Here is a 16,091-nt window from a genome sequence, read left to right as displayed (position 1 = left end):
GGAAATATTATAGGATGGTTTCAAGGTCCTATGGAGATTGGTCCCAGAGCACTGGGCAGCCGAAGTATTTTAGCAAACCCTGCCTTTCCGCAAATGAAAGATAAAATCAATGCCGAAGTGAAATTTAGGGAAGCCTATAGGCCCTTTGCACCCTCTGCTCTTGTAGAATCCTATAAGGATTTTTTTGATTTAGAAGTAGAAGCTCCCTTTATGCTGAAAATTTGTAATGTTTTGGAAGACAAACAACGTCTAATTCCCGCCATTACACATGTTGATGGTAGTGCACGATTACAAACGGTAAAGAAAGAATTGCATCCCAGATATCATGAAGTAATACAAAAACTGGGAGAAAGAACCGGAATTCCCGTTGTGCTAAACACAAGCTTCAATATTCAGGGTGAACCTGTTGTAGAATCCCCAAAAGATGCGTTACGGTGTTTTTATTCTACAGGATTGGACTACTTGGCAATAGGTAATTATCTATTGAGCAAGCGAAATAGTTGATATTAAACGAATACAACAAAACAAAAAGCACTGTAAACTAAATAGTTAACAGTGCTTTGGAACCACATTAAAAGTGATTAGTCGGGATGACAGGGCTTTAACCCAGTCTCACAATAATCTATATATCAATCAGTTACATTTTTTTTAAAAACAACTGTTATCCGATTTGTTAACGATATGATAAATGAACTCGAAGTAAAATGCTTTACTTTCTGATGGTGCAAATATATAATTTATGGACTTTCAAACCTGTCTAAAATGCAATCTATTTTATAATTTATAACAGTTTGTTAAATTTCTATCATATCTCTTTCATTTATCAATGTCAATAAGTTTTATTAAGTGAATAACAGCTATTGAAAAATTTGAGGTAGAGTGTATTCATACAATATTGCCGAAGTGTAAACGTCGCAAAATATTTTCAGGAAAGAAGCTGTTAGAAAAAACACCCAGTAAAAAACACTAATCTAAGATATTCACTTTTCTTAACTTAAGTGAACGTTTTCTATTCAGTTTTATTCTAGTTTTATGGCTAAACTAATTTAGTAAGTAAATAACAATTTAATGACCATGGCTGACATAACATTAAATGTGGACAACCCATCAACTATAAATAACAACTCGACAGATATTAATCGTAATATAGTAGTTCTCTGTTGTTTTTTGTATCCTCATCAAACAATAGGCAAAGAATGAAAAAAGAAGCTAACCGGAAACGAATAGTACTATTTTCACTGATAGCAATAACATTATCAAATATTTTTAGGTTTGATATTTTTAATCTCAAAACAGAATTACAACAATTACCAACTTGGGTTTTTATCTTCTCATCTCTTCTTCTTGAAGGTAGTGGCGTTGTTATAGGTGCTCTTATATCTATTTTATTGTTAAAAGGAAAGAGGGAAATTGAAATAACTCTTCGGTACTTCAAAATCAAAAAGCCTCTTAATGGGTGTTATTCCCATTGTTATTTTAACAATAATTGGAGTAGAAAATGATTTTACAATTAACTCTCGTTTATTTGGGTTTATTACTATAGTTGGGACATTGCTATATTGTATAATGGAGGAATATGGGTGGAGAGGTTATTTACAAGAAGAATTAAAGACATTAAAATCTTGGCAAAACTATTTGTTTATTGGTTTTTTATGGTTCTTATGGCATTTGTCTTTCTTAACAAAAGCGACGATTGGAGAGAATGTTTTCTTTTTTGTATGATGATTTTTGGAAGTTGGGGAATTGGTCAAGTTGCAGAATCGACAAAGTCAATATTGGCAAGTTCCTGTTTTCATTTGATTATTCAAATTATAATGTTTAATGCTCTAATAAAAAACGGAATTAGTTGGAATGAAAAGTTAGTTGTTTTGAGCGTATCTGATGCTTTGTGGTTTGTGATTTTTAAGAAATGGGAAAAGCAAAATAAAATTGTAGCATAATTAAAAAAAGATTTTATGAATTCTAATGAAACAAATGTAAGTAATGAATTAAGGTTCTATTTTTTTTCTCTGTTTTCTCTTATTTTGCTCAAGTCACTCAATATCATATATATACAAGGTTGATTTAAGACCTGAATTGGCATTGATTACAAAACCATAAAAAAACGCATTATAACATGAAACATCCATATCTAGATTTTAGACCCAAAGAAATGATTATATGGATGTTCCATGTGACCGTTAAAAAACAATAAAAATAAACACATGAAATATTCATCAATCAAAAATTGGACAGTAGGCATAATTTTAGCTTTGATTACGCTTAGCATATTATCTTGTTTAGTGGTTAAGTCCCAAATTAATCGACATATGGGGGGTAATACGGAGGTTGTAGATTCCTCAGTATTTAATCCACAGCAATCTTCAATAGCAATTACCAACGTAAGTGTCTTATCACCAGATTGTACAACAATGTTAGACAGTTTGACTGTATTAATAAAAAATGGGATAATTGTGAATATCTCAAAGGACATTTCCACAGCAAATGAATACAATATAATCGATGGTAGTGGACAATATCTAATCCCTGGATTAATTGATAGTCATACCCATCTTCATAAAAGTAAGAATGACCTTTTACTTTATTTAGCTAATGGTGTTACACATATTGCTAATCATAATTCAGAACAAGATAATAGTTTACTGAAATGGCGTAAAGAAGCTAATGAAGATGTTCTTAGTCCTAAAATATACATAGCTGCTGGCGGCATCAGTTCAAAAAAAGGTATCCTACAAAAATTTAAAACTTTGCTTGGTGATACTAAAAAATATAATACGTCAACTCAAGCAAGAAAAGCAGTTATAAATTTTAAAATACAAGGATACGATGCTATTAAATCCTATAACCCTAGTAAAGAAGTATATTTTGCAATAACAGACGAAGCTAAAAAGCAAAACATTCCTCTAATTGGTCATTTACCACCAGATGTGAGCTTGGAGGAAGTTTACTCATCAGGACAATCTCAGTTGGCACATGTTGAGGAAATAATCAAGGCTACAATGCGAGATTTTGGAGGCATGTCGTCAGACAACACAGAAGAATACCTAATATATCTTAAAAAAAATTCAGACCAAATAGCCTTTAAATTAAAGAAAGCAGATATCGTAGTTTCTTCAACTATTTGGTTAATGGAAAGCATTCCCAAACAAAATTTCGAACTAGTGAATTTTCTTAAAACCATTGAATTAGAATACCAAAATCCAGGTCAGATAGAAGGATCTAAATTAGCGAAAGGATGGTTGCCTGGAGATAATAGATACGAGAATATGGAGATTAAGAATAACCCTGAGCAAATCAAAAGAAGTAAACTATTTTGGAAAACTTATATAGAAGCCATTCACATAATGACCAAGGCTTTGGTAAAAAACGGAATTACCATTACAGCTGGTACAGATTCCAATACCGCAGGGGTAATTGCAGGTTTCTCTTTACATGATGAGTTAGCATCACTTAACAAGTGTGGATTAACAGAAAGTCAGACTCTTTATGCAGCTACTGTAGCACCTGCCGAATGGATGCACAGCAATTCGGGGAAAATACTGAAAGGACAAAGAGCAGATTTGGTTCTTTTGAAGAAAAATCCTTTAGAAAATATTGAAAACACCAAAACTATTAATGCTGTAACTATCAATGGTAAGTTTCTTGACAGAACAGCATTGGATAAAATTTTACAAGCCGTAAAAGATGCCAATAATAAAAGCAGAAAAATAAGTATTGAAGAGCTTATTAATTAATCTAATTTATATCCAATATATGAAAACCGTACATCTGATATGTGTCACATTTTTAATGATTTCTTTAAACGGATTTTCCCAAAAAATAATAGAAAATTATGCCCCATTGAAAAATGATAGCATAAGAATCGGAACAGGAGATAATGATTTCATGCCTCTCATTCAGAAAGGTTATACGTTAATGCTTCCTGCAGATAAAACAATCGAAGGTGTACTCATTTTTCTTGAAGATTCAGGGTTTGACCAAAAGAATAAGAGCTCTAAACAAATTTATAATCAAGCATCTGAAAAGGGTTTTGCGGTGTTGTCAGTTTCAACTGAAATACCTTTTGACTTTTTCTTTTCTAATGCCTCTATGCTTTCTACACATAAGCTAATTCAAGAAGTCTTTTCAAAACATAATTTACCTAAGGAAAATATTTTCTTTTTAGGAGCTAGTTTGGTAGGACATAGGGCTATGCAATATATTAAATTCAAGAATGATGCTAATGATGATTTTAGACTTAACATTAAAGGCATAGTTATTTGTAATTTTACCTTAGATTGGACAAGAAAATGGTATCAACATACGCGTGAAATTAGAATCAACCGAAATGACTTATGGGAAGCAAAATTTATAAATTATATGCTGGAAGCACATTTATACGGAACGCCAAAAACTTCGCCCGAAAGATACCACAGCTTCTCACCGTATAGCCACTTTGACGAAAAAAATGAAAATATCAAGGTTTACAAAAAATATGCTATAAGAGCTTATATAGAACCTGCAATAAAATATAGGCTAACAAAATATCTTAGAACCTTGTATGAAAACAATTCTACAGATTTTGTTGGTTTTTTAGCTGAATTAAAACTTGCAGGTAATGAAAATGCTGATTTAATAGTTTTACAAACAGAAGATAATCCATCACAAAAAAGGAATACTCAGACGACTTGGAATGAGATAGATAAAGATGAACTAATAGATTGGATTCAGAAGCAAGCGAAATAATAAACTACCGCCAATATCAACTTTTTAAATACCTAATAAAAATCAATTAAATACACAACCTTATTAATCATTCTTCTTTTGTTTTTTGGCTGTAAAGAGAAAATCAGAACAAAACGAAACTATTCTAATAAGGTTTTTAATAGATAGAAATGTAAAGAAAGATTGCCAGAGTATAAGCTTACATTCAATTTTTTCATAGCTAAAACTGCATTGGAAAATGATATAAAGAAAAGAATAGGTAAAAAATATTTAAAATATTGTGAGCAAAGTTATACCGAAAATCGATATTTTAAAAAGGAAGATTTAGTACTGTTGAAAAAAAATAAAACGGTATAAACAAATGTCATCAATCAATGAAAAACTAAGTCTATTTCTTGCATTTCTAATTAATGTTTCACATGTAAACTCACAGAACAAAGATATAGAGCATACAAAAATAAAATAAGACCTAAATTAATACTATCCGATATATCACATAGTTGCCAGTAATTTCGCAAAACAAAGAACAACCAGAAAATAATGAAAAAAACAATTTTAATACTTTTCCTCTTCCTAATCACAAAACCAGCTTTTGGACAAGAAATTGAAAATCGCTTAAACGGAATTGACCAAGAAATAGAAACTTTACTTAATTCATACAAAGCGGTTGGGTTATCAGTTTCGGTCGTAAAAAACAATGAAATAATTTATTCTAAAGGTTTTGGATATAGAGATTTAGAAAAAAAATTACCCGTAAACGAAAATACAGTTTTCCCTATTGCATCTTGTTCCAAAGCATTTACGGCTTCACTTATAGGAATATTGGATTTTGAAAACAAGATTTCCTTAAAAGATAAACCGAGTTTACATATACCAAAAATTGAATTCTATAATTCTGATATGGATAATCTAATTACCATTGAGGATTTACTATCTCACAGAAGTGGTTTAGGAGACCTTAACGGAACACTTGTTCTTTTCCCTGAAAAAAGTTCGCTTGAGGTTATCCCAAAGCTAAAATATATCAAACCTGAAGGTAATGTAAAAGACAGTTGGATTTATAGCAATATGGGATATACTGTTGCAGGTTCTATTATAGAAGAAGTTACAGATAAATCTTGGCAAGAAAACCTAGCCGAAAAAATATTTATTCCTTTACGGATGGTAAATACATACACGGATTTAGAGAGTATGAAAGAAACAAATAATTTCTCATTTGGTTACGGCTTGTCTAATGGTAAAACCAAAAAAGTACTTTATGAAAACTATTACAACTACAAACCTGCAGGTGGTGTAAGAAGTACTTCAAAAGATTTGGCAAATTGGATGATGACCTGGTTAAACAAAGGTAAGTTTAATGGAGAAAACATTTTACCTAAAAAATTTGTTCAAAATGCAACAACTATCCACAATATTAGACCTAATGAAAATGAAGAAAACGCATTTCTATTTGGTGATGGACTAGGATGGAGAATGGAATCTAGCAGTGGAAAATACAAAGTCTATCACGGAGGAAACACCTCTGGGTTTAGCACATTAATTTTAACCTACCCTTTTGAAAAATTAGGTATTACAGTTTTAACCAATCAAACCAATTCAATATTACCATACATTATAGCAGATGTTATAAAAAACAGAATGTTAGGTTTGCAAAAAACTGATTTAAAAGACTATCCTGTAAGCGTTATCGATATCTATATGCCCAGTGAAATAAATAAAGATGTAAACCCAGAAAAGAAGCCGTCACATAGCTTATCATCATTCATAGGTTTTTATTCAAATAAGGGTTATGGAACCATTGAAATTGCAATTAAAAACGGGAATTTACTTGCTTCGTATCCAAGACATGAATTCTTTTTAGAACACCTTTATTATAACGTATTTGTAATGAAACCAAAAAGAGAAATTTCGCAGGTAATGAATCCTGAATTTGCTATAAATTTTAAAACAAATAACAGCGGAGAAATTTCATCATTTATTATAAACTTACAATCGAATCCTGTTGAGTTCACTAAAGAAATGTAAGAATATAAACTACGGGCAACAACGTGTCTTATGAAAAGCCCTGGTCCAGTTAAAGCCGATATGAAAAAAATAATTTATTTAACATTAATCTTAACTTTTAACATCTGTTATTCTCAGAATGAAGCAGAAAAATTAGAATCTAATTTAAATTTCTTTATGGGTAGTGAAGTTGCGAACGCTGCAGACCAACCTGAAAAAGAAATAATTAGATTATGGGAAAGCTATCTAAAAGAAGGTGAGTTTCAAGACAATCAATCGCCATTTTGGTCATTTGACAATATGAAAATACCCGATGAATATTTATGGGCAGTTGGGGTTCAAAATTTGGACTCTCGGGAGCATAAGGTGCAATGTAAGATTATTGGGGTTTTTCCAGCTGAAAAAAATTATTACGCCCTTAAAAGTGCATTTACCCATATAGACAAAAAGGGAGAAATACATTTAGACACAATAACTTCCGTTTATGCTAAAAAGTTTGGCGAAAAGTATTTATTAATTAGTAGTGCTGAATACTACATGAATGTTTTAGAGCATCATAAAATAGGGAATATTAATTATTATGTTCATCCATCTCACAAATTTGACCTAGAGAAATCTAAAAAAATGAATGAATTCAATATTTTCTTGGCTAATGAATTCAATGTTGAACCTATGGAATTTGATTATTTCGTAGCAAATAATGCTCGTGATATTGTAGACATTTGGGGATATGAATATATGAATAAAATGTATCAGCCTGCACAAACTGGTGGGGTTGCTAGTATTCATAATAAGCTTATTTATGCAGGTAATAATTCAGAATATTATCCTCACGAGTTAGTCCATTTATATACTTATGATTTAGTTCCAAAAGATTATCATTTTTGGATAGGAGAAGGAATAGCTACATATTATGGAGGTAGTGGAGGAGAATCCTTAGAATGGCACCTAAATAAGCTAAAAGAATTTTTAAAACAAAACCCAACCTATGACCTCTCTGATATTGACAAATTGAAACAAATTCCTAATGGAGAACATTTCACTGATTTTAGATATGTAATTGGTGGATTTCTAATGAAAAAAGTTTATGAAAAATATGGTGTAAAAGGTTTTTTGGAAGCTCTTCAAATAGAAGGTGGTAATGTAAAAGAATTTCATAAGTCAGGCTCAAATGATGCTTACTTTACCTTTCTAAAAGTAAAACTTGGAATCGAGAAGAAAGATTTTGATAGCTATATAAAAAGAGAAATGAAAAACTAGACACAACACCGGTAACCGTTTGTAAGCTTCCCCTAGATAGAACTGCTTAGTATTCTAAAACTTCATTGATTTGACCTCCTCCCATTTTATGTACCGGTCAAAAGTAGAGAATCCGGGCTATTTGGAAAGTACAAATAACACATAAAACTAACTAAAAATAGATATAATATTTTTCTTAATTTTACTCGTTTAAAATTAACCGTTAATGGTTACATATCTAACAAGTAAAACAGATTTTGGAAGAAACACTTTTTAACTTTATTTCTAAATATATAAGTCTAAACAATGAAGAAAAACAAGCAATTTTAGATTTAGATATCTTCAGACAGATAAACAAAGGAACAATATTACTTAAAGAAGGTCAAAAATCAAAAGAAAGCTATTTTGTTTTAAAAGGCTGTATAAGAACATACTATATAATTAAAGGCGAAGAAAAAACTACAGCATTTTATACAGAAATGGAGGGAATCACCCCAAATTGTGTCATAAATAAAGAACCGTCAGAATATTATATTGCCACAACAGAAGATTCCATAATTACAACTTCAAACCCAGATATGGAAGCTGAAATTTTTCAAAAATTCCCAAAATTTGAATCACTTTGCAGAATATTATCAGAAGAACTTTTAGCAAAAGAACAGATAAACTTTGATGGCTTTAAGACATCTTCACCAGAACAACGCTACTTAAAATTGTTAGAAAAAAGACCTGATTTAATACAACGAGTGCCTCAACATCAATTGGCAAGTTACTTAGGGATTAAGCCTCAATCGTTAAGTAGACTGAGAACAAGAATCATTAAAAAAAATAAGAACTAACCTTCGCTTTTTAACTTAGGTGAACGTTTTTTAGCTTATTGGTATTATAGTTTTGCAGTATTTCAATGACAAACAATTGAATATATGCAAAATATAATTTTACTACTTGGTTTTATAATTATTTCATCAGCCAGCTCTCAACTTAATGCTCAGTATGCTAAACAAGACATAACATATAAAAAATGTTTTGTTGGCAGTACTTTTGCAATGTTAGGCAATTTATTACCTGACGAAAAGCCTGATTTTGTACAACTCAATATTGGTTACCGTATTACGGGCAGAGATGCGGTTTCGTTAGAGCTTAAAACGTGGAGGTATTTTGAACCCCTTGGAATACCCTACGGAAAGCCAAAGAATGACCCATTAGAAAATTTCCCAGGTTATATTAAAGAAAAAGGATTTGCAATTGCATATCAACATTTTTGGTGGAAAAGCTTATACACAGGCGTTCATGTGATGTTCGCATGGCAAAATTTCATTGATGATGATAATAAAAAAATCGATAATGGTTTTCAAGTCTTCAATACTTATAGGGCAGGCTATCATATAAAATTATTTAAAGGTAAATTTTTTATTGAACCCTCAATAGCCATAACACATCGCCCTTATCATTCCAAAATGCCAGAATCATTTGAACAAATGGACAATAAATGGCCAAAATTCTTTTTGGGTGAGCCTGGATTGCATTTTGGATATAACTTTTACTAATTAAAATATGAATACAAGGATTAAACTATCGATCTTATGGCTTTTAGTGATACTCAATATCATAATTGCTGATATTCTTTCAATTATAGTGGAATTAGTAAATAAGAATACGCTTGATATTTTGGGGGAAGTTAAAACGACAATGGGAATTGCAGCTATTCTTTTAAATATACCAGTATTGATGATATTTTTTTCTAAATCATTGAAGTATAAAACCAATAGAATTATAAATATAATTGCTAGTCTGATAACCTTATTGTTTGTAATTGGTGGCGGCAGCTTACTTCCTCATTATATTATTTGTGTCAGTATAGAAGTTATTATTTTGATTTTAATAATTCGTACTGCATGGAAATGGGATGGTAATATAAAAGGAACGTAAATGAAAGGGGGTAAACTGAACTTGACCTCCTCCCGATAAACTGGACAGAATAAAACTAGAGAAAATAGGGCGAATAAATGTTTAACTTTAAATATATCATTTGCTTATCTTGACTCTAACTATTAATCTGTATGGCAATCAAAATTCCGAAAACTACGAGCTCTATTTCGATGGGCGTCCCAATTGGATATCAAAACCTTTCGTTTTAGACTGATGGTAGATCGTTTTCCGTTTACGGTTATTCTAGCATAGAGTGATGCTTGATTGTCATTTGCCCTGGCGAAGTCCGCCCAGAACATAATACTGAAGGTTGAGGATGTTTTCATTTGTTTCGTCTTTAAGTTAACAACAGTTTGTTATCAGACGAAAGCCAAATCACTTATAAAGATACATTTTATTACCGAACCGAAAAGGCGATTTTAACAATTAGGTCAACACAAATGTTAAATCCGTTTTGTTATCCGATTTGTTGACTTTTGTTGACGGATTAAATCATTTCATTTGATTCCTTAAAAAACGCAAAATCCTGTTAATCATACGATTAACAGGATTTTGGTAACAATTGATATGTTAAATAGTCGGGATGACAGGATTTGAACCTATTGATTTCATTTAATCTCATTTATCTCAAACTAACTACATTAACTACTGTATAGTAGCATTTTATAATTATATTTGTATAACTTAGCAAGGGTAATATCTATTAATGTTAAGATATTTTGTCCGCAATATGTCCGCAAAGTAATAGAATTATGAGATGCAACTTTTACCTTGACAGACCTTACCATCCTGAATTTGATAATAAAACTATTACCAAAGAGAAAAAACGTGCTAGTGAAAAGAAAAAGAGATTAGCAACTAAATTTTACAATCCAAAACCAACCTCCGTTTATATATTTTTTTCACCTGACAAGAATACTAGGTTAAAATATAGAACTTCTATTAAGATATTACCTAAAGATTGGGATTTCAACAAAGGTAGAATCAGGTCTGCCACACCCGGAGCTTTTGAGCTTAATGTTGAATTAGACCAACTATCCTCACAAATTATTAAAGAAGCCTACTTAGCCTTTGAAAAGAATAAGTTTCTTTCTAAAAATGATTATAAGAATATCCTAGTGAAAACGGTAGATGAAGATTTATTAGTTGTCGGTGGTTCAAAAGTCAAATCCTTAATTACCGAATTTAAAAATCATAAAAGGCGTTATGTAACTGATGGGACAATGCAGGAATATAAAACGGTTTTTAAAGCTCTTGACGAATTTCAAAAATTAGAACGAAAAGAACTATCCTTATTGGATTTTAATAAAAATTTCTATATCGAATTTGAAAACTTTTTAAGTCAAAAGAATAACCCTAAAAATAAAAATCGAGGCCTATTAAATGACACTATTTATAAATATATATCTACTCTCCGTGTATTTTTAAAATGGTGCAGTGAAAATGGGAATAACATACATCCTTACAATTTCGAACAGCATAAATCTCTCTTTAAAAAGAAAGCCTATAATGAAATAGTAGTACTTAATGAAAGTGAGATTACTCAATTGGAAGCATTAGATTTAACTAATCATCCTTCCTATGAGAGAGTTAGAGACCTATTCCTGTTCATGATTTATAGTGGTCAACGCTTTTCAGACGTTAAACGCTTTTCTAAATCTGATTTCCGAGATAATAAGTGGGATTTTATATCTCATAAAACTAAAAAGCAGGTGGTCGTGCCTTTTAATGGTTATATAGCTAACGGATTAAGGATCCTAGAAAAATACAATTTTGATCTCCCTAAAATATCAAATCAAAAATTCAACACTTATTTAAAAGAGGTAGGCGCACTGGCAGAAATTAATACTACAGTCAGGATAATAAGATATCGAGGTAAAGAAGAAATTGTGATTGAGAAAGCTAAATGTAAATTTATGAGCAGTCATATGGGCAGAAGGACAGCAGTTACGATTTTAATCGCAAAAAACATTCCACTACCTCTTGTTCAGATGATAACACAGCATTCAGACATCCGAACATTGATGAAATATAATTCTGCAAGTATGGATTCACTAATAAATGCACTAAATAAATCTTAGGCAATGGAAGGATATTTTTTTAAAAAGAGAAAGAGTTTTGATTTTAAGCCAAACAAATTTGATTTAGGCAGACTATTTAGGCAATCGCCAACTCATTTAGATGGTTTTTTCTTGAATAAAATAAGAACAATTAATATAGACGAATACCCCAAATTGTATAATTATCATTTAAACTATTATATAAAAACTTGTCAAAACGCTGAAGAAAAAATATACTTTTCCAAATTGTATAAATTAGTAACTAAATACAGGACAAAAGAGTTTAAGAATAATTCTTCTGATATGTCCATAAAAAAGAAAGCAAGATCAGAAAAGATAATTAACGATTATGATGACTTTTTGAAAATGATGAAATCTAAAGACAAATGGGGAGTCACATTTAGTGAAAAAGATGATATCAAGAATATTCGTAAAATTATAGAGGACGGCCATGATAAAATGGTTTCCATGAAAAGAGAAATTCAAAGTTTAAATGAAGAGTTAGCAAAATCAAGAAGTGATTATAAGGACCTTGAAAAAACCTATCGAACTGTAGCTGTTCCTCCAAAAAAGAAAATAGACATTAAAAGTGAAAACTTTGGCACATTTATCAACTTAATAACGAAATTGAAAGAAGCAGCAAAACCGAAACAATCTGACGATAATGCTGAATTATCAGAAAAAATATTTGTTACACATTCAAATAGCACTTGGATCAAAGTAATAACTAATAATTTTTCCGAAGAGGGAGAAGAAATTGAAATTTCAAGAGTTGAAAATTATATTGTAAGAGAACGACCACTTCCTATGAACAGTCGCCAATGTAAAATTGATATTTCGTCAAAAAAAGAACGTTAATCATCCTACATGGATTTATAATATAATTCGCTTACTACTTCCACAGCCTATTTTGATGAATATTACTAAAAGCCTATTATTTTGGGTTGCTTAGTTTTTTAATCTAATATTTAAACTTCTTTTTAATTTGACGGAAAACTAATTTTCGTTCAAACACCTCGCTTTTCCATCCTAAGTTTGCCTCATCCTTACAAGGTAAAAGATAGTTGGCCACTATCATAGATATCATTTATCATCACTTTATAAAACCAAGTAAATTATGGAATTATTTGATTCAAGCGCACTGGTTCAGTGTATAAGAGAAGCCGTAAGAAACGAACTTAAAACAATCTTAAAAGAGAAGCGAAATTTGAGTTCCGACCCTAAAAAGGAAGAAAGTTTATTAACTAAAAAAGAAATGGCAGACGAGCTAGATATTTCTTTAGTTACTCTAACAGATTGGATGAAAAAAGGACTTCCTTATCACCGTCTTCATAGTCGTATCTATTTTCGAAAAGAAGATGTCTTTAATAGTATGAAGTCATTTTCAAAATAAGGAAGGCGTTCAATTTCCGCAAATTGAACGCCTTTATAATTTTTAATCACTCGTTTCACAGAGTACTATGTAAAGATATGCATTTTACTCTTCAACCTAATAGTCTACATGGAAGAATTACATGCCTATGACCAATCAGACAAGAAAGAATCTGTTTATGATAGAATACATACAGAATTCAAAAAGTATTACAAAATTAAGTTCAATGAAATTGCCCTAGAGTACGAAATCTTTGACAAAAGGAATGGTGAGATGTTTCATTTCAATAAATCCTCACTATTAATTCATTTAAATCGTGAAAATATTACCACCAGCTCACAAGTAATAAAAACATATTTGAAGAGTCATTTTATCCCTCATTACAATCCTCTAGTGAACTATTTTGAAAATTTACCAAAGTGGGATGGAATCGATTATATAAAACAGTATGCAAGTTACGTCAAGACCGATGATGACAATTTATATTACTACCATTTAAAAAAATGGGCAGTTCGAGCTATAAAAACGATTCACTTAAATGGACAGATAAATAAACACTGTATAATACTAGCCAATGGAGACCAAAATGCGGGGAAGTCAACCTATTTAGCAAACTTTTGTCCTAATCATTTGAGACAGTACTACTATGAAAATATTGGAGTAAAAAAGGATGATAGAATAAAATTGTGCAAAGCATGGATGATTAACATTGAAGAACTAGACATTCTAGGTAAATATGATATTAATTCAATCAAATCAATAATCTCCCAAATAACTGTTAATGAACGTCTACCCTACGCCGATAAATCCACCCTACTTTATAGAACCTGTAGTTTTATGGCCAGTACCAATAATGCTGAGTTCTTAACTGACCCCACCGGTAATGTTCGATGGATCGCATTTGAAGTGATAGGTAAAATTAATTTCAATTATAGTGAGGAATTTGACATCAATAATTTCTGGACTCAAGCATACAACATATATAAAAACGTACCAGATTTTAAATCTGATCTTAGTAATGAAGATGTTCAGATTAACGAGAAAAGAAATGAAAAATTTATGGTTCAGAGTCTCGAAAACGAATCCTTGCTACAATATTATAATCAATGTGATGACAATAATCTCTTTAGAACTGCCAACGATATTGTAAAAGAGTTGGCAACATTGGGAATTAAGGTTTGTGTGCAAAAAATAGGCTCATCACTTAAAAAACATGGTTACAAAAGGTATAAACATTCAAAAAGGCAGGTTTACGGATACAATGCTAAGCCTAGCTTTAAGTAGAAAATAGTTACCTAGTTACCTAATCTCTTATAATTTACTGAATCATTGATATTTAAACAGGTAGGTAACTAAAAATAATACTTATCTAAAGTGAATTAGAAAGGTAACCCAGGTAACCTATACAAAAACCTACTTTACTAATTAGTAGACTCATAAATAGATAGTTACAAGAAACAGGTAACTAGGTAAGCTAAAATTCCATTTTAATTAAATTAATAAAAACATGAATTGTAATACAGCTAATAAATTAAGTATTGTAGACATATTAGAGAACTTTAATATCCATCCACGAATACATCGTGGTAATCGGGTAAGCTTCTTAAGCCCGTTTCGGAAAGAACAGACTCCTTCATTTTTAGTCTGTACCAAGAAGAATGTATGGTATGATCACGGGGAAAATATTGGCGGTAAGGTAATTGACCTCATAACTAGATTCTATAACTGTTCAATAAGCGAAGGGTTAGCATTATTAAGTCAAAAATCTTTTTCTTTTCACCAGCAACCTTTTCCCATTAATAATCTTGAACCGACTTTTAATATTCAAAAAATATGTGAAATTCAAAAACCTGGTTTAATAAGCTATTTAAATTATAGGAAAATTAATGTTGCGATAGCAAAACGTTATTGTCAAGAAATACATCATTCATATAAAAGTACAGACAAACATTCACACTTTCATATAACATTACAAAATGACAATGACATAAAGTCTTATTATGCTATTGCATTATCAAATGACAAAAAAGGATATGAAATTCGTAATAAATACTTTAAAGGTTGTGTTGGTTCCAAAGCCGTAAGCACTATAATTAACAGCTCAAACACTGTTAATACCTTTGAATCATTCTCAGATTTCTTATCGTATTTAACAATCAGTCCAGACACACAAAGCCAAGATTTTATTATTACTAACTCTACAGCTTTAATAGAAAAAACATTACCAAAATTCTCATCGTACCAAAATGTAAATAGCTTTTTTGATAATGATAATTCGGGGATAAAAGCTACTCAAATCTTAAAAGATTTTTGTAAAAACAACTTTAAAGATTGCAGTACCGATTATAAAAACTATAAAGACTTAAATGAATTTTTAATGAATAGAGAAAGATTCAATAAACCAGATTAATGTGAATACTGAAAGTATCAGCAAGTAGTATAGGGGCAACACCCCCTAAATTCTACTTGCTCTGCGAGGCTCAGCCCCTACCACCATTGGGTTTACCGAGAACGAGATAATATATATAACTATATTAAAACTATAAAAAAACACATAACACACTGATTTTCAGTTTAAAAAAATGTAAAATGTCAAAAAAAAGCATACTCATCTCTGTTTATCATCATCGAGAGCTAAAGAAACTTAGTGAAGCTTTAGGACTTAGCTATTATAAGTTAGTTGAGGAGATGATTACATATTTCAAGAAAACAGGAATCAATCCTCAAGAGTCAAAAAATGAAAGCCCAGCAAGGGCATTAAAAGAATTGGATAAACGAATGGT

18 protein-coding genes are annotated in these 16,091 nt (G+C 30.9%); 17 read left to right on the top strand and 1 reads right to left on the bottom strand.

Annotated elements, in window-relative coordinates; genetic code table 11:
- The 11 genes from ACSHWW_RS13770 to ACSHWW_RS13720 all read left to right on the top strand — a co-directional run.
- Nucleotides 1-504, top strand: a 504-nt coding sequence (locus tag ACSHWW_RS13770) for a carbamoyltransferase C-terminal domain-containing protein (RefSeq protein ID WP_435683045.1), incomplete at its 5' end; no start/stop codon positions are given.
- Between the two features lie 692 nt (nucleotides 505-1,196).
- A complete protein-coding gene (locus ACSHWW_RS13765; RefSeq protein ID WP_435683048.1) occupies nucleotides 1,197-1,502 on the top strand; it encodes a hypothetical protein in 306 nt (101 codons plus the stop codon).
- The gene (locus ACSHWW_RS13760) at nucleotides 1,453-1,722 is read left to right on the top strand and encodes a CPBP family glutamic-type intramembrane protease (protein WP_435683044.1); all 270 of its coding nucleotides are present in this window, start codon (nucleotides 1,453-1,455) and stop codon (nucleotides 1,720-1,722) included. Before ACSHWW_RS13765 ends, ACSHWW_RS13760 begins: the two co-directional genes overlap by 50 nt.
- Nucleotides 1,623-1,940, top strand: a complete 318-nt coding sequence (locus ACSHWW_RS13755; protein WP_435683047.1) for a hypothetical protein — start codon at nucleotides 1,623-1,625, stop codon at nucleotides 1,938-1,940. Before ACSHWW_RS13760 ends, ACSHWW_RS13755 begins: the two co-directional genes overlap by 100 nt.
- Nucleotides 1,941-2,204: 264 nt before the next feature.
- A complete protein-coding gene (locus ACSHWW_RS13750) occupies nucleotides 2,205-3,734 on the top strand; it encodes an amidohydrolase family protein (RefSeq protein WP_435683043.1) in 1,530 nt (509 codons plus the stop codon).
- 19 nt (nucleotides 3,735-3,753) lie between these two features.
- Nucleotides 3,754-4,725, top strand: coding sequence for a hypothetical protein (locus tag ACSHWW_RS13745; protein ID WP_435683042.1), 972 nt, complete (start codon nucleotides 3,754-3,756; stop codon nucleotides 4,723-4,725).
- 519 nt (nucleotides 4,726-5,244) lie between these two features.
- Nucleotides 5,245-6,729, top strand: coding sequence for a serine hydrolase (locus tag ACSHWW_RS13740; protein ID WP_435683041.1), 1,485 nt, complete (start codon nucleotides 5,245-5,247; stop codon nucleotides 6,727-6,729).
- A 30-nt stretch (nucleotides 6,730-6,759) separates the two neighbouring features.
- The gene (locus tag ACSHWW_RS13735) at nucleotides 6,760-7,968 is read left to right on the top strand and encodes a hypothetical protein (RefSeq protein ID WP_435683040.1); all 1,209 of its coding nucleotides are present in this window, start codon (nucleotides 6,760-6,762) and stop codon (nucleotides 7,966-7,968) included.
- Between the two features lie 236 nt (nucleotides 7,969-8,204).
- Complete coding sequence (locus tag ACSHWW_RS13730) at nucleotides 8,205-8,786, top strand: Crp/Fnr family transcriptional regulator (protein ID WP_435683039.1); 582 nt, start codon at nucleotides 8,205-8,207, stop codon at nucleotides 8,784-8,786.
- Nucleotides 8,787-8,870: 84 nt separating this feature from the next.
- Nucleotides 8,871-9,494: a hypothetical protein gene (locus ACSHWW_RS13725; RefSeq protein WP_435683038.1), complete on the top strand. Its 624-nt coding sequence runs from the start codon at nucleotides 8,871-8,873 to the stop codon at nucleotides 9,492-9,494.
- A 7-nt stretch (nucleotides 9,495-9,501) separates the two neighbouring features.
- Nucleotides 9,502-9,876, top strand: coding sequence for a DUF6326 family protein (locus ACSHWW_RS13720; protein ID WP_435683037.1), 375 nt, complete (start codon nucleotides 9,502-9,504; stop codon nucleotides 9,874-9,876).
- A 122-nt stretch (nucleotides 9,877-9,998) separates the two neighbouring features.
- On the opposite strand, the gene ACSHWW_RS13715 is transcribed toward ACSHWW_RS13720, so the two are convergent.
- Nucleotides 9,999-10,175 (bottom strand): Arm DNA-binding domain-containing protein, encoded by a 177-nt coding sequence (locus ACSHWW_RS13715; protein ID WP_435683046.1) that lies wholly within the window; start codon nucleotides 10,173-10,175, stop codon nucleotides 9,999-10,001.
- Between the two features lie 453 nt (nucleotides 10,176-10,628).
- Between ACSHWW_RS13715 and ACSHWW_RS13710 the strand changes: the two genes are divergently transcribed.
- The 6 genes from ACSHWW_RS13710 to ACSHWW_RS13685 form a co-directional block, all read left to right on the top strand.
- On the top strand, nucleotides 10,629-11,957 hold the full coding sequence (locus ACSHWW_RS13710) for a tyrosine-type recombinase/integrase (protein ID WP_435683036.1): 1,329 nt from the start codon (nucleotides 10,629-10,631) through the stop codon (nucleotides 11,955-11,957).
- Nucleotides 11,958-11,960: 3 nt separating this feature from the next.
- Nucleotides 11,961-12,794 carry a hypothetical protein gene (locus ACSHWW_RS13705; protein ID WP_435683035.1) on the top strand — a complete coding sequence of 278 codons (834 nt, stop codon included), beginning with the start codon at nucleotides 11,961-11,963 and terminating at the stop codon, nucleotides 12,792-12,794.
- A gap of 259 nt (nucleotides 12,795-13,053) precedes the next feature.
- On the top strand, nucleotides 13,054-13,329 hold the full coding sequence (locus ACSHWW_RS13700) for a helix-turn-helix domain-containing protein (protein WP_435683034.1): 276 nt from the start codon (nucleotides 13,054-13,056) through the stop codon (nucleotides 13,327-13,329).
- Nucleotides 13,330-13,437: 108 nt separating this feature from the next.
- Nucleotides 13,438-14,592: a VapE domain-containing protein gene (locus ACSHWW_RS13695; RefSeq protein ID WP_435683033.1), complete on the top strand. Its 1,155-nt coding sequence runs from the start codon at nucleotides 13,438-13,440 to the stop codon at nucleotides 14,590-14,592.
- Between the two features lie 223 nt (nucleotides 14,593-14,815).
- Nucleotides 14,816-15,718: a toprim domain-containing protein gene (locus ACSHWW_RS13690; RefSeq protein WP_435683032.1), complete on the top strand. Its 903-nt coding sequence runs from the start codon at nucleotides 14,816-14,818 to the stop codon at nucleotides 15,716-15,718.
- Nucleotides 15,719-15,897: 179 nt separating this feature from the next.
- The coding region (locus ACSHWW_RS13685) for a BfmA/BtgA family mobilization protein (protein WP_435683031.1) at nucleotides 15,898-16,091 on the top strand (194 nt) is incomplete at its 3' end.

The organism is Nonlabens sp. (assembly GCF_051251825.1).
Lineage (GTDB): Bacteria > Bacteroidota > Bacteroidia > Flavobacteriales > Flavobacteriaceae > Nonlabens.
This window is presented reverse-complemented; position numbering and strand designations above follow the sequence as displayed.